Annotated in this window: 21 protein-coding genes; 19 read left to right on the top strand and 2 right to left on the bottom strand. The window is 42.1% G+C overall.

The annotated features are described in order from the left end of the window. Window positions 1-79 precede the first annotated feature (79 nt). The 15 genes from sipX to EL241_RS08160 all read left to right on the top strand — a co-directional run bounded on the left by sipX (window position 80) and on the right by EL241_RS08160 (window position 13,743). A complete protein-coding gene (gene sipX / locus EL241_RS08230; RefSeq protein ID WP_052009207.1) occupies window positions 80-640 on the top strand; it encodes a type I signal peptidase SipX in 561 nt (186 codons plus the stop codon). 28 nt (window positions 641-668) lie between these two features. Beyond that, entirely contained in the window at window positions 669-1,208 is a 540-nt protein-coding gene (gene lepB, locus EL241_RS08225; RefSeq protein ID WP_036106495.1) for a signal peptidase I, read from the top strand. Window positions 1,209-1,312: 104 nt separating this feature from the next. Continuing rightward, window positions 1,313-1,855 carry a type I signal peptidase SipZ gene (gene sipZ, locus EL241_RS08220; RefSeq protein ID WP_036106497.1) on the top strand — a complete coding sequence of 181 codons (543 nt, stop codon included), beginning with the start codon at window positions 1,313-1,315 and terminating at the stop codon, window positions 1,853-1,855. Window positions 1,856-1,869: 14 nt separating this feature from the next. Continuing rightward, window positions 1,870-2,739, top strand: coding sequence for a ribosome biogenesis GTPase YlqF (gene ylqF / locus EL241_RS08215; RefSeq protein ID WP_126320498.1), 870 nt, complete (start codon window positions 1,870-1,872; stop codon window positions 2,737-2,739). Further along, window positions 2,736-3,515 (top strand): ribonuclease HII, encoded by a 780-nt coding sequence (locus EL241_RS08210; RefSeq protein ID WP_036106499.1) that lies wholly within the window; start codon window positions 2,736-2,738, stop codon window positions 3,513-3,515. Before ylqF ends, EL241_RS08210 begins: the two co-directional genes overlap by 4 nt. 157 nt (window positions 3,516-3,672) lie before the next feature. After that, the gene (dprA, locus tag EL241_RS08205; RefSeq protein WP_036106503.1) at window positions 3,673-4,533 is read left to right on the top strand and encodes a DNA-processing protein DprA; all 861 of its coding nucleotides are present in this window, start codon (window positions 3,673-3,675) and stop codon (window positions 4,531-4,533) included. Window positions 4,534-4,745: 212 nt separating this feature from the next. Then, on the top strand, window positions 4,746-6,824 hold the full coding sequence (gene topA / locus EL241_RS08200) for a type I DNA topoisomerase (protein ID WP_040486417.1): 2,079 nt from the start codon (window positions 4,746-4,748) through the stop codon (window positions 6,822-6,824). Window positions 6,825-6,872: 48 nt separating this feature from the next. Further along, window positions 6,873-8,177: an FADH(2)-oxidizing methylenetetrahydrofolate--tRNA-(uracil(54)-C(5))-methyltransferase TrmFO gene (trmFO, locus tag EL241_RS08195; RefSeq protein ID WP_036106506.1), complete on the top strand. Its 1,305-nt coding sequence runs from the start codon at window positions 6,873-6,875 to the stop codon at window positions 8,175-8,177. A gap of 192 nt (window positions 8,178-8,369) precedes the next feature. After that, a complete protein-coding gene (gene xerC, locus EL241_RS08190) occupies window positions 8,370-9,275 on the top strand; it encodes a tyrosine recombinase XerC (protein WP_036106508.1) in 906 nt (301 codons plus the stop codon). Between the two features lie 14 nt (window positions 9,276-9,289). Then, window positions 9,290-9,829, top strand: a complete 540-nt coding sequence (gene hslV / locus EL241_RS08185) for an ATP-dependent protease subunit HslV (protein ID WP_003755338.1) — start codon at window positions 9,290-9,292, stop codon at window positions 9,827-9,829. Between the two features lie 14 nt (window positions 9,830-9,843). Beyond that, entirely contained in the window at window positions 9,844-11,232 is a 1,389-nt protein-coding gene (gene hslU / locus EL241_RS08180; RefSeq protein ID WP_126320496.1) for an ATP-dependent protease ATPase subunit HslU, read from the top strand. A 21-nt stretch (window positions 11,233-11,253) separates the two neighbouring features. Continuing rightward, entirely contained in the window at window positions 11,254-12,033 is a 780-nt protein-coding gene (gene codY, locus EL241_RS08175; protein WP_003755342.1) for a GTP-sensing pleiotropic transcriptional regulator CodY, read from the top strand. A gap of 94 nt (window positions 12,034-12,127) precedes the next feature. Then, window positions 12,128-12,553 carry an acyl-CoA thioesterase gene (locus EL241_RS08170; protein ID WP_003755344.1) on the top strand — a complete coding sequence of 142 codons (426 nt, stop codon included), beginning with the start codon at window positions 12,128-12,130 and terminating at the stop codon, window positions 12,551-12,553. Between the two features lies 1 nt (window position 12,554). Continuing rightward, a complete protein-coding gene (locus tag EL241_RS08165) occupies window positions 12,555-12,869 on the top strand; it encodes a hypothetical protein (RefSeq protein WP_003755347.1) in 315 nt (104 codons plus the stop codon). 1 nt (window position 12,870) lies between these two features. Continuing rightward, window positions 12,871-13,743 (top strand): aldose 1-epimerase family protein, encoded by an 873-nt coding sequence (locus EL241_RS08160; protein ID WP_003755349.1) that lies wholly within the window; start codon window positions 12,871-12,873, stop codon window positions 13,741-13,743. Window positions 13,744-13,781: 38 nt separating this feature from the next. Here EL241_RS08160 and plsY read toward each other — a convergent pair whose 3' ends face one another. Continuing rightward, on the bottom strand, window positions 13,782-14,378 hold the full coding sequence (plsY, locus tag EL241_RS08155) for a glycerol-3-phosphate 1-O-acyltransferase PlsY (protein ID WP_036106515.1): 597 nt from the start codon (window positions 14,376-14,378) through the stop codon (window positions 13,782-13,784). Window positions 14,379-14,541: 163 nt separating this feature from the next. On the opposite strand from plsY, the gene EL241_RS08150 reads away from it, so the two are divergent. The 4 genes from EL241_RS08150 to EL241_RS08135 all read left to right on the top strand — a co-directional run bounded on the left by EL241_RS08150 (window position 14,542) and on the right by EL241_RS08135 (window position 20,885). Beyond that, on the top strand, window positions 14,542-15,828 hold the full coding sequence (locus EL241_RS08150; RefSeq protein ID WP_036106517.1) for a purine/pyrimidine permease: 1,287 nt from the start codon (window positions 14,542-14,544) through the stop codon (window positions 15,826-15,828). A gap of 172 nt (window positions 15,829-16,000) precedes the next feature. Then, window positions 16,001-17,962, top strand: a complete 1,962-nt coding sequence (gene parE, locus EL241_RS08145; protein WP_126320688.1) for a DNA topoisomerase IV subunit B — start codon at window positions 16,001-16,003, stop codon at window positions 17,960-17,962. Beyond that, on the top strand, window positions 17,959-20,421 hold the full coding sequence (gene parC, locus EL241_RS08140) for a DNA topoisomerase IV subunit A (protein WP_036106520.1): 2,463 nt from the start codon (window positions 17,959-17,961) through the stop codon (window positions 20,419-20,421). Before parE ends, parC begins: the two co-directional genes overlap by 4 nt. Beyond that, a complete protein-coding gene (locus EL241_RS08135; protein WP_003755359.1) occupies window positions 20,418-20,885 on the top strand; it encodes an S-ribosylhomocysteine lyase in 468 nt (155 codons plus the stop codon). The genes parC and EL241_RS08135 overlap by 4 nt, the downstream gene beginning before the upstream one ends. A gap of 36 nt (window positions 20,886-20,921) precedes the next feature. Here EL241_RS08135 and EL241_RS08130 read toward each other — a convergent pair whose 3' ends face one another. Continuing rightward, complete coding sequence (locus EL241_RS08130; RefSeq protein WP_036106524.1) at window positions 20,922-22,772, bottom strand: acyltransferase family protein; 1,851 nt, start codon at window positions 22,770-22,772, stop codon at window positions 20,922-20,924. Window positions 22,773-22,856 lie beyond the last annotated feature (84 nt).

Genomic DNA, 22,856 nt, shown 5'->3' with positions numbered 1-22,856 from the left:
AATTTGCATGTTTTTAGTATTCCATAAGGTAGCAATCATGGTATACTTTATAGCATAATTGTTAGAAAGGAATAATTGTATGGCAAAATCTAAAAAAACTGAATCAACAGCAGCGAATATATGGAGCTGGGTAAAAGTCATCGTCATTGCTGTAATCATTGCTGCCGGAGTTCGATATTTCCTTATCTCACCGGTAACTGTCAATGGACACTCGATGGACCCAACGTTACATGATGGCGAACACCTTTTTATCAATAAAGTAACAAAACCTAAACGTTTTGATATTATTGTATTTCCTGCACCGGATGATACCAAAGAAGAATATATCAAGCGTGTGATCGGCCTTCCTGGAGATAAAATCGAGTATAAGGCAGATCAACTTTATATTAATGGCAAAAAATATCCGGAAAAATATCTGGATTCGGAAAAAGAAGAATTGGCTGGCGGCTTTTTAACGACGATCAGCAATAAAGAGAACTTCACGATGGAAGATATACCAGGAAGTAGTGGCATGACGGTGCCAAAAGGACAGCTATTTGTACTTGGCGATAATCGTGCTATCAGTAAAGACAGCCGTTATATCGGCTTCATTAAGCAGAAAAATGTCTTGGGGAAAGTGATTTTCTTTAAGAAGAGATAAGAATGACCGTTTGGAAAGGAAGAAATAGATGCGCATAACAACAAATAGACGGCCTTTTCTACGTGGTTTATTTAGCTGGCTTATTATGCTAATGATCGCATTTGTGCTTGCCTTGCTACTTAGAATGTATGTGCTCGCGCCAGTTAAAGTTGACGGCAGTTCCATGTTGCCGACTTATCACAATGGAGAACGTCTTTTTATTGAAAAATTGTCAAAACCGAAGCGCTTTGATGTCATCGTTTTTAATGAGCCGTCCGCATTTGGGAAGAATGGCCACTTTATCAAACGAGTCATCGGTTTGCCGGGCGATGCCCTTCGATTTGAAAATGGTGATCTATATGTGAATGACAAGATGTATAAAGAGCCATATTTGAAAAAAGGAACAAAGACGACCATTAGCCCTGATCGCCTTGAGACCACGTTTAGCTTGCAACAGGTCACTGGCGAAAGCAAGGTTCCTCCCCACAAGTACTTTGTATTAGGGGATAACCGCAGCGGCAGTTCAGACAGCCGGGTGTTCAGTTTTATTGATGCTACAGATATCAACGGGAAAATAATTCAATTTTAATAGACAAATCCGCGAAGGAATTTCGCGGATTTGTCTATTAAATGGGCTCTATTTCGTTTATAATGAAAGAGATAAGAGATAGAGGTTGAGAGCGAGGGTGTCAGATGAAAGAGAAAAATTTAAAGCGGTTGTGGTCGTGGATCTGGGCTGCCGTTATTGCCATACTCCTTGCAACCATTATTCGTTTTTATTTATTTGTGCCTATTTTTGTAGACGGGATCTCGATGATGCCGTCGCTTCATAATGATGATCGCGTCATTATCAATCGATTTGCCAATATCGACCGCTTTGATGTGATCGTTTTTCGTGAAAATGATGGAACAGAATATATTAAACGTGTGATCGGTCTGCCCGGTGATCATATCCGTTTCCATAACGATACGCTTTTTATCAATGGCAAAAAATACGAAGAGCCATATTTGAATCGGTATAAAGCAAAATTAAAAGATGGTAATCTAACGGATGATTATGATACTAAAAATCAGTTGAAAAATGGAAAAGTTGCGCAAGGTTCTTATTTTGTACTAGGGGACAACCGCCGGGCAAGTAAGGATAGTAGGATTTTGGGCGAGATTCCTGAAAGCAAGGTTATTGGCCGAGCAATCATCAGCTACTGGCCGATCCAGAATGTAAAAATAATTAAATGAAATAGGAGTATGATATGACGATACAATGGTTCCCAGGTCACATGGCCAAAGCCAGAAGACAAGTGACGGAAAAATTAAAATTAGTAGATGTTATTTTTGAATTAGTGGATGCCAGATTGCCGCTTTCTTCTGCTAATCCAATGTTAGCAGAAATCATTCATCAAAAGAAAAGAGTCATTATTTTAAATAAAGCTGATCTTGCAGATGAATTGAGAACAGCGGAGTGGATCGATTATTTCGCTGAACAAGGCTTATTAGCAGTGGCGGTGGATGCACAAGCCGGAAAAGGGATGCACAAAATCAGTCGCGCAGCAGAACTGCTGATGAAAGAGAAATTCGATAATTGGAAAACCAAAGGAATGAAGCCCAGAGCGATTCGGGCGATGATATTAGGTATTCCCAATGTTGGGAAATCCACACTGATCAATCGGTTAGCCAAGAAAAACATTGCCAGAACGGGCAATAAGCCGGGCGTCACCAAAGCGCAGCAATGGATAAAAGTGGAAAAAAGCTTAGAATTATTAGATACGCCGGGGATTTTATGGCCGAAATTTGAGGATCAATCTGTCGGGTTCAAACTGGCATTAACAGGTGCCATTAAAGATGATCTCTTACAAATGGAAGATATTGCTTCTTTTGCCGCTGAGTTTTTCCGCAAAAACTATCCAGAACGTCTGCTCCATTATTTAGAGAATGATACGATCCCGGAAACGAGTCTTGAATTCTTAGGAATGATCGCGGAGAAAAAACGACTCTTTGACCGTTATCAAGACCCGGACTATGATCGTGCCGCCGAAACATTTATTCGCGATATACGCACTCAAAAATTAGGTCGAATAACTTTAGATGATCCGCATGAGAGTAATGATGGAGAAGAACAATGATAGAAAGTATTTCTACAATCAAAGCAAAACTTGCTGAATTAGAATTTTCCATGCAATCTGATTACATCAAGCGGCTTCGCTCTGATTCACGTAAAGGTGTGCAACAAGTTATTCGCGCTTGGGAAAAGAAACAGCAACAAGCGCAAGAAAGTCTTCTGAAATTACAAGAAATGAAACAATTTGAATCGGAATATCTAAAAGCAGGTTACTCGCGAATCGCCGGTGTCGATGAAGTTGGCAGAGGTCCGCTTGCAGGTCCGGTAGTTGCCGCTGCAGTGATCCTTCCGAATGATTTTTCGGTAACAGGCATCAATGATTCTAAACAGCTCAGCGAGGAGAAACGCCAATATTATTATGATATTATCCGTGAACAAGCAGTAAGTATCGGTATTTCCATCCAATCTCATGAAGTGATCGATCAAGTGAATATCTACGAAGCTACCAAATTAGCGATGGCAGAAGCTTTGGATAATCTGGATCCAGCTCCTGATTTTACTTTGATCGATGCAATGAAGTTGGGTTACTCCAAACAAGAATTAGCAATCATCAAGGGAGATACGAAAAGCATTTCTATTGCTGCTGCTTCGATCATTGCGAAAGTCACGCGTGATTCTTTGATGAAAGAAGCGGAACAACTATATCCGGGCTATGATTTTGCACATAATATGGGTTATGGCACGAAACTGCATTTGGAAGGATTGGATAAGCAAGGTGTTTGTCCGATTCACCGTTTGACATTTGCACCAGTCAAAGCAGCGAATTCGCGTTTTCAATAAAAAACGCAGTCTATTTAATAGAAGAAAAAAGTAAAAAAAGTATTTCTCCATGGAGAAATACTTTTTTTACGACAGAAAGGAGGGATTTGGTTTTTTTACAACCAATCTCAAACCGCTTATACTGAGTTCATTACTTGTTAGAAAAGGAGTAGAGACTTTGAATCTAAGAGATAAACAAACTTGGCTGGAACTCGCTTACTGTCCCTCCGTCACAGCTAAGAAACGAGCACAGATATGGCAAAAAACAACGGAAGAAGAATTATCGGATATATCGCTCCGGCAATTCATTAAGCTTTTTTTTCAACCAACCAAAATAGAGCAATTAAAACAGGAATTAGCAGCAGCACCATCTCTTGCGAATGACAAAAATATACTTTTCATTGAAGAGAATACATATCCGTCCTTGCTCCGCGAAATCTATGAGCCTCCACCTATATTATTTTATGAAGGTCAGTTATCCTTGCTAAAGGAAAAAGGTCTGGCAGTAGTGGGAGCTAGAAAAATGACGCCATATGGCAGCCATGCCACCGAACATATCATAAAGGAACTGGTGGCATGTCCATTAACGATAATCAGCGGTCTAGCAGTGGGGATCGATGGTAAAGCGCACCATTCGGCACTGGATCATGGTGGGAATACCATTGCAGTTTTAGGAAGTGGTCTTGCCAATATCTATCCCAAACAGCATCTGGAACTGGCGAGGCGAATTGCGGCAAAAGGCTTGTTGCTGACGGAACATCATCCGAGTATCAAGGCTAACAGTTGGCATTTCCCCGAGCGTAATCGAATCATCAGTGGCTTGTCCAGGGGAACATTAGTGATCGAAGCAGCGACCAGTAGTGGTTCGCTGATCACGGCAAATTTGGCATTGGATCAAAATCGGCTCGTCTATGCCGTCCCCGGTAACATTTTTGACAAAGCCAGTAGTGGAACGAACCAGCTGATTGCAGAAGGGGCGATCGTGGTGCGACAAGCAACAGATATCCTTGAAACTTTTCCTACATTTGAGCCTTTTTGATCTTTTCAAGTGTTTTAGCTTGTATTTCCCGAGATTTTCAGATAAGTTTGCTTCAGAGTGTTTTTATTTATTCAATTAAAGATTGACAAACCTTTTGATAAAGGATAATATTTACAATTGAATTATGTGCACCAAAGAGAAGCAAATAAGAACATGAGGTAAAGTAAAGAGAATTACCCATGTTGTGGCCCAAATCGGGGAGGAATTTAATCATGGCAGATTATTTAGTTATTGTAGAATCACCTGCTAAAGCTAAAACAATTGAAAAATATCTAGGTAAAAAATTTAAAGTAAAAGCATCAATGGGACACATTCGTGATCTGCCCAAAAGTCAAATGGGTGTAGATACTGAGCATGACTTTGAACCACGGTATATCACTATTCGTGGAAAGGGACCAATCTTAAAAGAATTGAAACAAGCTGCTAAAAAAGCTAAAAAAGTATATCTAGCAGCCGATCCCGATCGCGAAGGTGAAGCGATTGCTTGGCACTTAGCGAATAGTTTAGAATTAGATCAATCACAAGAATTACGCGTTGTTTTCAATGAGATCACGAAAGACGCGGTCAAAGAATCGTTTAAACATCCACGTAAAATCGATATGGATCTGGTAGATGCTCAGCAAGCAAGACGTATATTAGACCGACTTGTTGGCTATAATATCAGCCCGATTTTATGGAAAAAGGTCAAAAAAGGACTTAGTGCAGGCCGTGTTCAGTCTGTAGCTTTACGTTTGATCATTGATCGTGAAAAAGAAATCAATAATTTCAAACCGGAAGAATACTGGACGATCGATGGTAATTTCAAAAAAGGTAAGCAAGAATTCCAAGCTAATTTTTACGGCGTAGACGGGAAAAAGAAAAAGCTGTCTAACGCAGAAGAAGTAAAAGAAGTAATGTCCCGCTTAAAAGGAAAACAATTTACGGTTACTGATGTTACTAAAAAAGAACGTTATCGTAATCCAGCTGCACCATTTACCACATCTTCCCTTCAACAAGAGGCAGCACGTAAACTAAACTTCCGTACACGGAAGACAATGATGCTAGCACAACAACTATATGAAGGTATCGCACTCGGTAAGCAGGGAACAGTTGGTTTGATCACGTATATGCGTACGGATTCCACCCGTATTGCTGACTCCGCCGTAGCAGAAGCGAATCAGCACATCATAGAAAAATATGGAAAAGAGTTTACGCGTTCCAAAAAACGAACAGATAAAAATACCAAAGGGGCACAGGATGCGCATGAAGCTATCCGCCCAACAAGCGCACTTCGCTCTCCGTCAGAAATGAAAGATTATCTGAGTAGAGATCAGTATCGCTTATACAAACTGATATGGGAAAGATTTATTGCCAGCCAAATGGCACCGGCTATTTTAGATACGATGCGTGTCGATCTAGATAACAATGGCGTTCAATTCCGCGCCAATGGTTCTAAAGTGAAATTTGCCGGCTTTATGAAGGTATACGTCGAAAGTAATGATGATAATAAAGAAGAAAAAGAAAATATCTTACCTGATCTCAAAAAAGAAGACAAGGTAGAATCGCAAACTTTAGAACAAAGACAACACTTCACACAGCCACCACCACGCTATACCGAAGCAAGATTGGTGAAAACATTAGAAGAAATCGGCATCGGCCGCCCTTCTACCTATTCCCCTACGCTTGATACGATCCAGCGCCGTAATTATGTATCGCTTACAAATAAACGATTCATCCCAACTGAATTAGGAGAAATCGTCAATGAACTGATTGAAGACTATTTCCCAGAGATCTTAGATGTCAAATTCACAGCGAACATGGAAAACGAGCTGGATGAAGTAGAACATGGGAAAGTCGCATGGGTCAAAGTAATCGATGAGTTCTATAAACACTTTGAGCCGAACGTAGAACGCGCGGATAAAGAAATGGAAAAAATCGAGATCAAAGATGAACCTGCTGGTATTGATTGTGATATCTGCGGATCGCCGATGGTCTATAAAATGGGGAAATACGGAAAATTCCTTGCTTGCAGTAATTTTCCGGAATGCCGAAATACGAAGCCGATCGTTAAAGAAATCGGTGTAACTTGTCCGAAATGTGGCGAAGGCCACGTGATTGAGCGGAAGAGCAAGAAAAAACGGATTTTCTATGGCTGTGATCGTTATCCGGATTGTGATTACGTGTCATGGGATAAACCAGTCGAACGCGCTTGTCCAAAATGTGCGGAACATGCGCTTGTGGAGAAAAAGCTCAAAAAAGGAATCCAAGTTCAATGTACCAACTGTGATTATAAAGAACAAACGCAACAATAAAAGGCTTTAAGGCTTCGCGCCTTAGCCTTTTTGTCTGGGGGGATTAGATTGGAAAAGAAAGTAAATGTGATCGGTGCTGGGCTAGCAGGCAGTGAGGCAGCTTGGCAACTTGCTCAAAGAGGGATTCAGGTAGCACTATATGAAATGCGTCCTGTCAAACAAACTCCAGCGCATCATACGGACAAATTTGCTGAGCTTGTCTGCACCAATAGCTTACGTGCTAATTCTTTAACGAATGCAGTCGGTCTTATTAAAGAAGAGATGCGGATACTTGACTCTATTATTATCAATGCTGCTGATCGAGCTTCTGTTCCAGCGGGAGGAGCGCTCGCAGTGGACCGGCATGAATTTTCCGGCTATATCACTGAGCAAGTCAAACAGCATCCATTCGTTACCGTTTATCAGGAAGAAGTCACGGCCATTCCAGAAGGGCCGACGATAATTGCGACCGGGCCGCTGACAAGTCCGGAACTTGCAGAGAGTATCAAAGCATTGACCGGTTCCTCGTATCTTTACTTTTATGATGCGGCTGCTCCAATAATCGAAAAAGAAAGCATCGATATGGATAAAGTCTATTTGAAATCCCGTTATGATAAAGGAGAAGCTGCTTATCTGAACTGTCCGATGACGGAGCGGGAGTTTTTCGCATTTTATCGTGCACTCGTGGAAGCGGAAACAGCTGAACTGAAAGATTTTGAGAAAGAAATCTACTTTGAAGGTTGCATGCCGATCGAAGTAATGGCAAAGCGGGGGATGAAGACATTGCTCTTTGGTCCAATGAAGCCTGTTGGATTAGAAAATCCACATACTGGAAGGCGTCCATATGCGGTCTTACAATTACGGCAGGATGATGCAGCTGGAACGCTTTATAATATGGTTGGCTTCCAGACGCATTTAAAATGGGGCGAACAAAAACGAGTATTTCAAATGATTCCCGGTCTCGAAAACGCGGAAATCGTGCGTTATGGGGTCATGCACCGCAACACTTTTATCAATTCGCCGGAAATCCTACTCCCGACTTATCAGCTGAAGGCACGCGAAGATCTATTTTTTGCCGGTCAGATGACTGGTGTGGAAGGCTATGTAGAATCTGCGGCGAGCGGACTTGCAGCGGGCATTAACGCTGCGAAGTATGTCTCGGGCGAAGAGCCGATCACTTTCCCACGTGAGACAGCTATCGGTAGTATGGCACATTACATTACCCATGCGAATCAGCATTCTTTTCAACCGATGAATGTCAATTTTGGTTTGTTTCCCGATTTGACAGATACGATCCGTGAAAAAGAGCTGCGCAACGAAAAAATAGTGGAAAGAGCATTAAATGCACTAAAGGGGCTTGCGAAAGAAGTATAAACTATTTATAATGATTTGAGGGATTGTGTAAATAATGCCAATTCTTCAAATCTTTTTTATGATTTTTTATGTTTAGTTGCTCACATAATTATGAATTGATATGCAATTCAAAAAGTTTTGAAAAGTGTCTATAATTATTGCAACTCTTCCATACTTATGTTACCATGAAAGTGTTTGAAAGGTATGAATATAATGGATAATGATATTTCCTTCGTGCAATCTTTCTTGACCTATTTAGAGAAAGAGCGCAACTATTCCGCTTACACAGTTGCAGCATATAAACAAGATATACACGATTTTCAGACTTTTTTAAAAGAAGAGATTATTGAATCTTTAACCGACGTAAGGTATTTAGAAGTACGCGTCTATTTGACGAGACTTCGCGAGAAAGAGTATTCAAGATCGACCGTATCAAGAAAGCTATCCAGTTTAAGAAGTTTTTATACTTTCTTATTGCGCGACCAGCAGATAGCAGAAAATCCCTTCTCTTATGTCAGTCATTCGAAAAATCATTTAAGGCTTCCAAAATTTTTCTACTCAGAAGAAATGGAGGCTTTGTTTACGGTCGTCTATCAAGATGACAAACTATTGACATTGCGCAACCGGGCCCTGCTTGAAATATTGTATGGGACAGGTATTCGTGTGAGTGAGTGTGCAGATATTCGGCTCGCTGATATCGATGCTACCTATCAGTCGATTTTGATTCGCGGGAAAGGGAATAAAGAACGATATGTCCCTTTTGGTGCCTATGCCGAGGATGCTGTCCAGCTTTATCTGGAAGCGAGTCGCAAAGCTTTGATGGAGAAATATCATAAAGAACATGATTATCTATTTGTAAATCATTACGGTGATTCTTTAACACCACGCGGTATCAGGTATTGTCTTTCTAAGACGATCGAAAGTGCGGCGATGACGCGCAAGATCCACCCGCATATGCTGAGACATACCTTTGCGACTGATCTGCTGAACAATGGCGCAGACATGCGGACGGTCCAAGAATTATTAGGGCATGCGAGCTTGTCTTCCACTCAAATCTATACCCATGTTACGAAGGAGCATCTGAAGGCGACCTACATGAAATTTCACCCAAGGGCATAAAGGAGGAGATAAAAATGGAATTACATGCAACAACGATTTTTGCTGTTCAACACAATGGAAAAGCAGCAATGGCAGGAGACGGACAAGTAACGCTTGGTGAATCTGTCGTGATGAAGCATACCGCTAAAAAAGTGCGGAAACTTTTTAATGGCAATGTGATCGCAGGTTTTGCCGGATCTGTAGCAGACGCGTTTACGTTATTTGAAAAATTTGAAAATAAATTAAATGAATATAACGGTAATTTAGAAAGAGCTTCGGTCGAGCTAGCGAAACAATGGCGCAGCGATAACGTGCTTCGCAAACTGGAAGCAATGCTGATCGTAATGGATAAAGAAAAATTGCTGCTCGTTTCGGGGACAGGGGAAGTAATCGAACCAGATGATGGCATCTTGGCAATCGGTTCAGGCGGCAATTACGCCTTGGCAGCTGGTAGAGCATTGAAACGCTACAGCAGCGAAGTTATTGAAGCAAAAGAGATCGCCCGAAATGCGCTTCAGATCGCCTCGGAAATTTGTGTGTTCACAAACGACCATATTACCGTGGAAGAACTCTAAAGGAGTGATAGTCATTGGAAAATACAGCAGCATTAACGCCTAGACAAATCGTAGAAAAACTAGACCAATATATCATTGGTCAACATGGCGCCAAGAAATCTGTGGCCGTTGCTTTGCGAAATCGTTACCGTCGTTCTTTGATGGAGGAAACGATCCGGGAAGAGATCATTCCCAAAAATATCTTGATGATCGGACCAACTGGTGTTGGGAAAACCGAAATTGCCAGACGAATCGCAAAACTGGTCAAAGCACCATTTACGAAAATAGAAGCTACTAAATACACGGAAGTCGGCTACGTGGGACGTGATGTAGAGTCGATGGTACGGGACCTTGTCGAAGTTTCTGTTCGGATCGTGAAAGAAGAAAAAATGAGCGAGGTTTATACGCGAGCGCAAAAAAATGCAGACAAGCGGGTTATCAAATTGTTGGCACCCGCCCAAAAAAAACAAAAAAGTCAAACGACAAATCCTTTTGAAGCTTTGTTCAATCAACAAGCACAGGAAGAGGAAGAAGTTGACGCAGAACTTCGTGGTAAACGTGATCAGCTACTATGGCGCTTGCAAAACGGAGAACTCGATGATCAAATGGTGACCGTTGAAGTGAAAGAACAGCAAAATCCCATGTTCGATATGCTGAAAGGTTCGGGAATGGACCAAATGAATGGGATGTCGGATGCTCTTTCTAATCTAATGCCGAAGCAAACGAAAAAACGAAAAGTGACAGTAGCTGAAGCACGTAAGATCCTACACGAAGATGAAGCTGCCAAACTGATCGATCAAGATGAAGTTGCTGCGCTTGGGATTGAACGTGCAGAACAGTTAGGAATTATCTTTATCGATGAGATCGATAAAATCACCAGCGGTTCGGAAGCAGGAAGCGGACAAGTTTCTCGCGAAGGGGTACAGCGTGATATTTTGCCGATCGTTGAAGGATCGCAAGTGGCTACGAAATATGGAACAGTTAATACGGAATATATCTTATTCATTGCCGCAGGAGCTTTCCATACTTCGAAACCAAGCGATTTGATCCCAGAGTTGCAAGGACGTTTTCCGATTCGGGTCGAGCTGGAAAAGCTAGGGCAAGAAGACTTTGTCAAGATTTTGACAGAACCCGACAATGCACTTATCAAGCAGTATCGAGCATTGTTGAAAACAGAAGGGATCGATCTTGTCTTTACGAAAGAAGCAGTAGAACGCCTTGCCGCGATCGCTTTTGAAGTCAATCAAGATACAGATAACATTGGTGCCAGGAGACTGCATACGATCCTAGAGAAATTACTAGAAGATCTATTGTTCGAGGCACCTGAGATCACGCTTGATACAGTGACTATCACCGAAAGCTATGTCAATGAAAAACTAGCTTCAATCATGCAAAATCGAGATTTAACTGAATTTATTTTATAAGAAAACTAGGAGGAAATAAGAATGAGCTTATTAGCGAAAACAAGAAAAATCAATGCAATGTTACAGAATACATCCGGTAAATCCGTCAACTTTAAAGAAATGGCAGATACATTGGCTGAAGTGATCGACGCAAACACGTATATCGTCAGCCGTCGCGGGAAATTACTTGGTTTTTCGGAAATTTTACCAATTGAAAACGAACGAATGAAACAAATGCTGGTGGATCGTCAATTCCCGGCAGATTACACGCACAGCTTGTTTAACGTGAACGAAACATCTGCAAACCTAGAAGTGTCCAGTCAATATACGGCGTTTCCAACTGAAAACAGTGACTTATTCACCAAAGGCTTAACGACGATCGTGCCAATCGTTGGCGGTGGGGAACGTTTAGGAACATTGATTTTATCTCGTTTGGAAAGTCACTTCACGGATGACGATTTGATGTTGGCAGAGTATGGTGGTACAGTAGTTGGCATGGAGATCCTCCATGAAAAATCCGGCGAGATCGAAGAAGAAGCTCGCAGCCGTGCCGTTGTCCAAATGGCGATCAATTCCTTATCCTACAGCGAATTAGAAGCCATCGAGCATATTTTCGATGAATTGAATGGCAAGGAAGGACTTTTAGTTGCTTCCAAGATCGCTGACCGTGTCGGCATTACTCGTTCCGTTATCGTCAATGCACTTCGTAAACTAGAAAGTGCTGGCGTCATCGACTCGCGTTCGCTTGGTATGAAAGGAACATTTATCCGTGTTCTGAATGATAAATTCTTAGTAGAATTAGAAAAATTAAAAAATAATTAAGTGTCAAAAAGCTTCTTCCTATCATTAGAAGAAGCTTTTTTTGTGCATTTTTGCTAAAATATAAAGGAACATTCGGTTATTTGGAGGTTGTAAAATGAAATTCACAGAAACGGAAATCGAAGTACGCTACGCTGAAACAGACCAAATGGGAGTTGTCTATCACACGAATTACCTTGTCTGGATGGAGATCGGCCGGACAAGACTAATTGAAGAATTAGGATTTCGTTATTTTGATATGGAGGAAGCAGGATTCCTTTCTCCTGTCGTGGACGTTCATCTAGCATATGGAAAACCACTGCGTTATGGTCAAACAGCGATCGTAAAAACCAGTATTCTCTCGTATGACGGTCTGCGCGTGACGTATCAATATGAGATTCGCTATAAAGATGGCGGAGAGATCGCGATCACAGGCGAAACAACGCATGTTTGTGTCCGTAAAGATAATTTTAAACCTGTTGCCCTTCGCAGAGAATTCCCGGAATGGCACAAGGCTTATCTCCAAGCCATGGAGCAAGAATAAGATGGCTTTCGGAGTGAAACGAGCCGAACTGCTTGCTTTCAAAGAAAAAGCGCAAGCTGGAGAGATCGCGATCTTAACACATTATTGGCTGGATGATCGTTTCCCTAACTCAAAAACGGTAACTAAAGTTGCTTGTCAAGATGAGCAAGTGTTGCGTGAATGGGGAAAAAAATACGGATTACAGCCGGAATGGATCGATGATCGGCATGCTGGTTTACCGCATTATGATCTTTTTGGAGAAATCCAAGTTTATGTATTAGAAGCAGAAGGAAAAAACGACCAAATCAAACGATTTCACTTAAAGGAGGAAAAATGAATTGTTGCAATTAGAAAATGGCCAGCTTATTGTAGAACTGAAACAGCAAGGTGCTGAATTGACGCGTATTTATAATAAAGAAACGGAATTGGAGTATCTATGGAAGGCAGATCCAGCCTTTTGGGGTCGTCATGCCCCGATCCTATTCCCTACGGTGGGAAGATTAGTAAACGATACGTATTATGTGGATGAAAAAGCTTATCATCTTGGCCAGCATGGCTTTGCTCGTGATCGTGGATTCGAAGTGATCGAGCAGACCGACACAAGCATTGTCTTTAGCTTGGTAGCCGATGAAGAAAGCAAAGCGATCTATCCATATACCTTTGCTTTACGAATTCGTTATACGCTGGAAGGAAATACGGTGAAGGTTGGCTATGAAGTTGAAAACATGGACACAAAACGGATTTACTTTTCAATCGGCGCACATCCTGCCTTCAATGTGCCACTACTGGATGGCGAAAACTTTGAAGATTATTACTTGGATTTTCATGCCGAAGAAAGCATGGAGACACTGGTACTAGACGGCCCTTATCGCAGCGGGGAAATCAAAAAGCTTGTACCTGAAAAAGCGCAAAAACTACCATTGAACTATGATTTATTCGCCAATGATGCGTTGATCTTTGAAGGATTGATGGCAGATAAGATCTCGATTCGTTCACATAAACATGCCCATTTTGTGACAGTTGCCTTTCCAAACTTTCCATTTGTAGGAATTTGGACACCTAAACCGGGAGCACCTTTCCTCTGTATCGAACCATGGTTTGGAGTGGCTGATAGCGCTGGGGATCCTGTGGAGATTCGGGATAAAGCAGGTATTGAACAGCTTGACCCAGAAGCGATATTTGCAACGGAATATGAGATTACGCTTGGTTAATAAAAAAACGTTCCTGCTAAAATAGCAAGAACGTTTTTTTACATCCACGTAATTTTCGGCTCGGTTCCGTTTTTGATACGGGCGATGTTCGTACGGTGCCGGTAGATCACAAAAATCGCGATGCAGGCGATCAGTAATGAGAGCACCCAATCTTTTGCAAATACTGACAAGAGCAAGGCGATCACAGCAGTAATCATCGAACTAAGCGATACATACTTGCTGATTTTGAGCGTGATCAAAAATACGATGATCACAGCAATAAATAGCAGTGGCGCATATCCTAAGATGATCCCGGCCGACGTGGCAACCGCTTTTCCGCCTTTGAAGCCGGCAAAAATCGGGAAGCTATGACCGATGATTGCAAAAATCCCGGTCAGCAGATAAAGATGATGATCGACATGAAGGTGGAAAACTAGCGGTAAAAGTGTTGCTAGCGTACCTTTCAAGATATCGATAGCCGTTACGATACTGCCCGGTAGCAAACCAAGTACTCGAAACGCATTCGTAGCACCCAAGTTGCCGCTTCCATGTTCCCGGATATCTTTTTGGAAAAATAGTTTTCCGATCCATAATCCAGAAGGAATGGAGCCAATCAAATAAGCTAAAACAATTAGTAAGATAAAAGGCAAAATCACGGTATTATCTCCTTTTATAAATCATATTCTGTACGCATTATAGCATAGAATGGCAAAAAAAACGATGCGTTTGTGTCGGAAATGTCAAGAAATGAGCGCTTTACAACAAAGCAGGATAGCGCTAAAATGTTTTATTGAGAATACAGAGGAAAGTTGGGAAAGTATGAAAAAAGGAATTGCGGGAATCCAGTGGATGATTTTTATGATCGCAGCGGCAATTGTAGCACCGATCTCAATCGCCAATCAGTATCATTTAACCACCACGGAAACGTCAGGACTTCTGGCGCGAACTATTTTTGTATTAGGGATCGCAGGTATCTTACAAATTATTATCGGTCATAAACTTCCTATCCACGAAGGACCGGCAGGATTATGGTGGAGCGTTTTTACTGTTTATACAGGTTTTATCGGGGTGCTTTATAGCACCAATATCGCCGCTCTACAGGCTTTATCTGGCGCAATGATCGTGAGCGGAGGATTCTTCATCATCCTCTCTTTTTTTGGGTTCATCGAAAAATTGGCTAAATTATTTACTCCGACTGTGACATTTATTTACTTGATGCTGCTCGTATTGCAGCTAAGTGGTTCGTTTATCAAAGGGATGTTTGGGATAACAGGTGAAAATGGCACGATTAATGTCAAGACAGCATTGCTCAGCCTAGTTGTCGTTTGTCTATCCTTTTTCTTTGGTAAAACAAGAATTTTATGGGTACGTCAATATTCTGTCGTTTTTTCTTTATTGATAGGCTGGTTATTGTTTATTGTTTTCCGTCAAGCACCAGCAGTAGCACATACTAGCAGTTGGTTTGCGCTACCAGAATTATTTCCGTTCGGCGCACCGTTATTTGACTTAGGCGGGATAACGACCGCGTTTTTCTTGACCTTCTTGCTGATCACAAACCTTGTCGCTTCCATTCGGCTTATGGAAACGATCGTCAACCCAAGCGGTGCAGAAGACTCCTCGCGTTATCGTCGTAGTGGCTTTGTATCAGGGGTTAATCAGCTACTAGGCGGAGGATTCGGCGCAATTGGTTCTGTACCGATCAGCGGTGCGGCAGGCTTTGTCGCGCAAACTGGGGAAAAAAGCAGATTGGCTTTTTTGATTGGTTGTGTACTTACGACAGTGATCACATTTTTCCCACCACTGATGCACGTAATGGCGGCTATTCCTGCGCCAGTTGGATATGCAGTTGTGTTCGTCCTATTTTCAAATATGGTCGTAATGGCGTTAAAAGAATTAAAAAATATTATTCGGTTGGAAAACGATACTTATTTGATTATCGGGATCTCGCTGATGACAGGCGTTGGGATCATGTTTTTACCTCCATCTGCAACTAGCCAGCTACCAGCTGCTTTGATAGCACTCCTCAATAACGGCTTGATCGTCGGTAGCGTGATCGGTATTTTATTAGAACAGCTACTACTTTATCGAAACCGTACTCAAAAGTGACGGTTATTGAAGAAAAAGTTGCGGAAGCAGAGTGATTTAGTATAATATGAGAATACATGTTCTTTACATATAGCCCTTTATTATTTTAAAGGATAGTGCTATTCTGATAAGGTAGCTGATGAGAGCAGACACATCTCAGTGAGAGGAGAAAGAATGAAGTATGAGCAAACCTATGAATGAATATAATGATGACTCCATTCAGGTACTGGAAGGTCTTGACGCAGTTCGCAAAAGACCGGCAATGTACATTGGATCGACAGATGTGCGCGGTCTACACCACTTGGTTTATGAAATCGTGGATAATTCTGTGGACGAAGCACTCGCTGGCTTCGGGGAAAGAATCACTGTGAAAATATATAAAGATCAAAGTATCAGTATAGAAGACGAAGGACGCGGGATGCCAGTAGGTACCCATAAAACTGGAAAATCAACAGTAGAAGTTATTTTGACGGTCTTGCATGCCGGAGGGAAATTCGGTCAAGAAGGCGGTTATAAAACAAGTGGCGGTCTTCACGGCGTCGGATCTTCCGTAGTAAATGCATTGTCGGAATGGCTAAAAGTCACTGTTTATCGCGATGGTGCCATCTATGAACAAAATTTTGCCGATGGCGGGAAGCCTGTCGATAAATTAAAGAAAATCGGAAAAACGAAGCGGAGAGGAACCAAGATACACTTCAAGCCAGATCCAGCAATTTTCCCCATGACTTCGTTCAATTATGATACACTTTCCGAACGTTTACGTGAATCTGCTTTTCTTCTAAAAGGAATGGCGATCGAACTTAGCGATGAACGCACTGGCGCAGAAGAAATTTTTCAATTTGAAGAAGGCGTCAAAAACTTTGTGGAATATATCAATGAAGGAAAAGATGTCCTTCACCCAGTTGTTGATATTGATGGGGAAAGCGGTTCGATCGAGATGGAACTTGCTTTCCAATTCAATGACGGTTATTCCGAGAATATTTTAAGTTTCGTAAATAACGTTCGTACCAGAGGAGCTGGAACGCATGAATCCGGTATGAAAGCAGCCATGACACGTGTGTTCAACGATTATGCACGCCGCGTCGGTATGCTAAAAGAAAAAGATAAAAACTTAGAAGGAAGCGATATCCGCGAAGGGTTATCAGCTGTGCTTTCTATTCGTGTGCCTGAGAACTTGCTTCAATTTGAAGGACAAACCAAAGAAAAACTGGGAACGGCAGAAGCACGAGCAGCTGTTGATGCAGTCGTGACAGAGCACCTGGCGTACTTTTTAGCAGAAAATCCAGATACAAGCTCATTACTTGTCAAAAAAGCAATCAAAGCGCGAGAAGCGCGAGAGGCAGCTCGTAAGGCACGGGAAGAAACCCGTAACGGCAAAAAACGCAAACGCTCGGAAACGATTCTGTCAGGGAAATTAACACCGGCACAATCACGGAATCCGAATAAAAATGAATTATATCTTGTCGAAGGGGACTCCGCCGGTGGATCTGCTAAACAAGGACGAGATAGACGCTTTCAAGCTATCTTGCCACTGCGCGGAAAAGTTATCAACACGGAAAAAGCCAAATTACCGGATATCTTAAAAAATGAGGAGATCAGCACGATCATCCATACAGTCGGCGCAGGTGTTGGTGCAGAATTTAATTTAGAAGACTGCAACTATGACAAAATCGTGATCATGACCGATGCCGATACCGATGGTGCGCATATCCAAGTATTGCTTTTGACATTTTTCTATCGTTATATGACGCCACTTATCGAAGCCGGCAAAATTTTTATTGCCTTGCCGCCGCTTTATAAAGTCAGCAAAGGTGCGGGCAAAAAAGAAGTGCTTGAATACGCTTGGACAGATGATGAATTAGAAGGCGCCATCAGTAAGATCGGTAAGGGCTACATGATCCAGCGCTATAAAGGGCTTGGTGAAATGAATGCCGATCAATTATGGGAAACAACCATGGACCCGGAAACACGCACGCTGATAAGAGTCCGGATCGATGATATTGCAAGGGCAGAGCGAAGAGTGGCGACACTCATGGGCGACAAAGTAGAGCCACGTCGCAAGTGGATCGAAAAACATGTCGAATTTACCATGGAAGATGATCAAAACATCCTCGAAAATGAAAACATGATGATTGAGGAGGCGACTGACGAATGAGTTTACCAGAACAGCATATCCAAGATTTAGCACTGGAAGAAGTAATGGGAGACCGTTTCGGCCGTTACAGTAAATATATTATCCAAGAACGTGCGCTTCCAGACGTTCGCGATGGATTGAAACCCGTTCAAAGACGAATCTTGTTCGCTATGAATGTAGAAGGCAACACCTCTGAAAAGGGTTTTCGAAAATCTGCTAAAACAGTAGGGAATGTTATCGGGAACTATCACCCGCATGGCGACTCTTCTGTATACGAAGCAATGGTGCGGATGAGCCAAGATTTTAAAGTCCGCAACAGCCTGATCGAAATGCACGGTAACAATGGGAGTGTTGATGGTGATCCGCCCGCAGCAATGCGTTATACGGAAGCCCGGCTCTCCAAGATCGCCGCTGAATTGCTACGCGACATTGAAAAAGAAACCGTAGATTTTATACCAAACTTTGATGATACGTCGAGTGAGCCAACTGTACTGCCAGCAAGATTCCCGAATCTGCTAGTTAATGGTTCTACTGGGATTTCAGCCGGTTATGCAACTGATATTCCGCCTCACAATCTCACTGAGATCATCGAAGCAGTGATCAAGCGATTGGATAAACCCGACTGCTCCTTAGCAGATATTATGAAAATCGTGAAAGGCCCGGATTTCCCAACTGGAGGTATCATCCAGGGGATCGATGGTATCCGTAAAGCATACGAAACAGGAAAAGGGCGCATTATCGTCCGCTCTAAGACGGAAGTAGAAGACCTGCGCGGTGGTCGCAAGCAGATCACGATCCATGAGATCCCATATGAAGTCAATAAGGCTAATCTTGTAAAACGAATCGACGAACTACGAATCGAAAAACGGATCGAAGGGATTTCCGAAGTCCGTGACGAAACGGATCGCACAGGGCTACGGATCGCGGTGGAATTAAAGAAAGACGCCAACAGTGAAGGTGTTTTGAACTATCTTTTCAAAAATACGGACTTACAAATCAGCTATAACTTCAATATGGTCGCCATCCACAATAAGCGACCAGAACTGATGGGCATTATCGCCATGCTAGATGCTTATATCAGTCATCAAAAAGAAATTATTACGAAACGATCAGAATATGATATCAAGAAAGCAAAAGCAAGACAGCATATCATTGAAGGTCTGATCAAAGCATTATCGATACTGGATGAAGTGATTCAATTGATTCGCGGGTCGAAAGACAAACGTGATGCGAAACTTAATTTGCAGCAAACCTATCAATTCAGCGAGCGTCAAGCAGAAGCAATCGTTTCCCTACAATTATATCGCTTAACCAATACAGACATCCATGACTTGAATAAGGAAGCAGCCGAATTAGCGGCACAAATAGATGCTCTAGAAAAGATCCTCGGCGATGAAGGCGAATTGGTAAAGACATTAAAAGCTGAACTTACAGAGATCAAGAAAAACTATAAGACACCGCGACTCACTGCAATTGAAAACGAGATCGCAGAAATCGTTATTGATAAAGAAGTGTTAGTAGCAAGCGAAGACGTTATTGTTTCTGTAACAAAAGAAGGCTATGTCAAACGCACTTCTTACCGATCCTATACCGCTTCAAAAGGCGACGAATTGGCGATGAAAGAGACCGACCATGCGATCTTTATCGAGAAGATGAATACTATGGACGCACTGCTCTTATTTACCAGCCACGGTAATTTTATTTATCGGCCAGTCCATGAGCTACCTGATATCCGCTGGAAAAATCTCGGTGATCACGTCAGCCATATCGTCACAGAAATGGGCAGCGGCGAAGAAGTGATTCAAGCGTTGCCATTATCTAAAGCGAATGAAACCCAAAAATTAGTCTTTCTGACGCAAGCAGGAATGACAAAAGTCTCGCTGATCGCTAACTACCGGCCGCAGCGTTATTCAAAAGCGATGATGGCGATCAAATTGAAGGCTGATGACAAGCTGTTAAATGTGGCAGTTGCAGATGGCAGTGAAGATATTTTCATTGCGACTCGTAATGGCTACGGTCTTCGCTATCCAATCACTGAAATACCAGAATCAGGTACAAGAACGGCCGGCGTAAAAGCCATCAATCTAAAAGAAACCGATGAAGTTGTCGGTGGCGTATTGTTGCAAAATGAAGAAAATCGCGGTATCATTTTGACAACGCAACGAGGTTCGATGAAGAAAATGAAGGCATCTGAATTTGAGGCGATCTCGAGAGCGAAACGCGGCTTGCTGATGCTACGCGAATTAAAAGCAAACCCGCACCGCTTTATCGATATCCGTTTAGCTGATAAAGACGATCGTCTGATGGTACTCACGAACAAAGAACAGACTGTCGAAATCCAGGTGGAAAATCTCCGTACCACCGATCGCTATTCCAATGGCTCGTTTATCCTTGATGAGACCCTAGAGGGAACACCGATCGAAGTTTGGACAGAAATCCCAGAAATCAAAGAAGAAGAAGGGAAAGGTGAAGAAAAATGACGGAAAAAATGAACGTCGAAAGCTTCAACTTAGATCACACAAAAGTGGCCGCTCCTTACGTTCGCTTAGCAGGAACAAAAACAGGCTATCACGGCGATGAGATTTATAAATACGACCTTAGATTCAAGCAACCGAACAAAGAACACATGGAAATGCCCGCGCTTCATTCCTTAGAACATTTGATGGCGGAACTTTCCCGTAACCATACAGACAAAATTGTCGACATCAGTCCAATGGGCTGCCAAACTGGCTTTTATTTATCCGTGATCAACCATACAGATTTTGATGATGTCTTACGTATTTTAGAAGCTACACTGAAAGACATCTTACAAGCAACTGAAGTTCCAGCTTGCAACGAAGTACAATGCGGTTGGGCAGCAAGCCATAGTTTAAGCGGCGCCCAAGCATTAGCCAAAGAGTTCTTAGACAAAAAAGCAGAATGGAAAAACGTATTTGCAGAATAAAAAGAAGCGTTACTCAGATAATGAGTAACGCTTCTTTTATTTTTTCATTTTGTTGGTCAAGAGATCGACATATGTCTGAGAGCCACGACCGGTCAGATGCACACCGTCTTTGGCGAAGTAATGGTTATTGTCTAAAGATTGTTTGTGCCAATCTATGACCGTGACATTATCTTTGGAAGCAGCTTTTTCAATATATTGATTCACTTCCGATTCCCAGTTCCGCGGCACTCGAGTATTAATAAGGTAAATATGTGCTCTATTGAAGCGGCTTAACAACTTATCCAGCTGGTCTTCAGTGAAGGGGCCATTTGTCCCTAGTTCAAGAATGACCGCACTGCTAGAATTATTGAATTTCTGATAACTGTTCGCCAGCGGGATCGTGTCCCGAAGCTGTCTTCCTACTAAGCCGTCGATCGTAACATTTGGAATAGCATCCTTCAAGTCGGATTCAATATCGATCATGATCGAATCACCGATCGCCAATGTTTGCGCGTAAGGAATAGTTCCCGACTTCTTCACAGGATCCGCTTTGCCAGTTTTTGCAGGCACATTTTTCTTGGCCTTCTTAGCTTTTTTCGCTGGTGGATCTTCTTTTTTCTTTGCTTTCGTATCAGGAGATTTAGAAGTCACTTTTACATGCGTGGTTTGATTAGTTGCCTCTGAATGCGGAACAAACAAATTTGTCATTCCAAGCAGGAAAAACAGACTAAAAAGCGATACGCCTGAAATCGCGAGCCATTTGCCTACTGGTTTGTCCTGATAGGTAAAATAGCGGACATTTTTAAACCCTTTAAAGTAAGCAATAAAACCAACTTTCCGAATCGGCATTTCAAGGAAGCGATAGGAAAGTTCGGCAACAACGAAAGTAAGTAAAATCTGCAAGCAAGCTCGGCCGATATTTGGCTGACCGATTTCTAAAACCGGGGTCGTAAGCGTAATAATGGGATAATGCCATAAATAAAGACCATAAGAGCGTTTTCCGATATAACGAAGCGGTGAAAAACTGAAAATCGACGCTAAGAAACTGGCAGGATGCGAGATGGTCGCGATCATTACTCCGCCGATCAATGCCACGAGAAACAATCCGCCGCGGTATAAGAATGGCTGATATTCACTGATGAAGAAAGTGAAGAGACCAAAGAATAGCAAACTCATCGATCCAGCTATATTCAAAACGAGTTTACTTTGTTTTGGAATTGTTGGGCTGAGCTGTTTGAATGGCCAGATAAATGCTAGCCCGCATCCGATCAGCAGGTCAAAAGCCCGGGTATCTGTTCCATAATAGACACGGCTTGGATCTGCGCCTGGCGAATACAAAACGCCCATTAAAATAACAGAAAACAAACTCAGGCCAGCAATGATTTGAAGCAGCAATTTGGGATTCTTTACCCATTTTAGAAAGATCAATAAAAAGAGCGGCCAAAAAACATAAAACTGCTCTTCGATCGCCAGCGACCAAAGATTTTTCAAAAGCGATGGTGTGCCAAAACTATCAAAGTAAGAAACATGGTGGAAAATAAACCACCAATTGCTACTGTAAAAGAAAGAAGCAATGGCATCCCCATGCAAGCTTGCAAGTAATGGCCTAGCAAACAACGTTGCTAAAACGACCACAATAATGATCATAGTATATACGGCTGGTATCAAACGTCTAGCACGTCTGATCCAGAAAGATTTCAAATCGATTTTTTGGGTATTGTCCCATTCAGTAAGTAATAGATTGGTGATAAGGTAGCCGGATAATACGAAAAAGATATCCACGCCGATAAATCCGCCTTTGGCCCAATTAAATTGTAAATGATAAAAAATAACAACTAAAACTGCGAGCGCACGAAGACCATCCATACTCGGAACATATTTCCTACTGTAGCGAGTAGTTCTTTTCAAAATAACATCTCCTAAAACATTCTGTCTATATGTCTTGTTCTATCTGTCTATAATACCATATTGGCACAATGTTGTAAGCGGGAA

It is taken from the genome of Listeria grayi (assembly GCF_900638015.1).
In the GTDB taxonomy this organism is placed as follows: domain Bacteria; phylum Bacillota; class Bacilli; order Lactobacillales; family Listeriaceae; genus Listeria; species Listeria grayi.
Note: the sequence above shows the minus strand (reverse complement) of the source record. Positions and strands in the feature narration are given on the sequence as shown.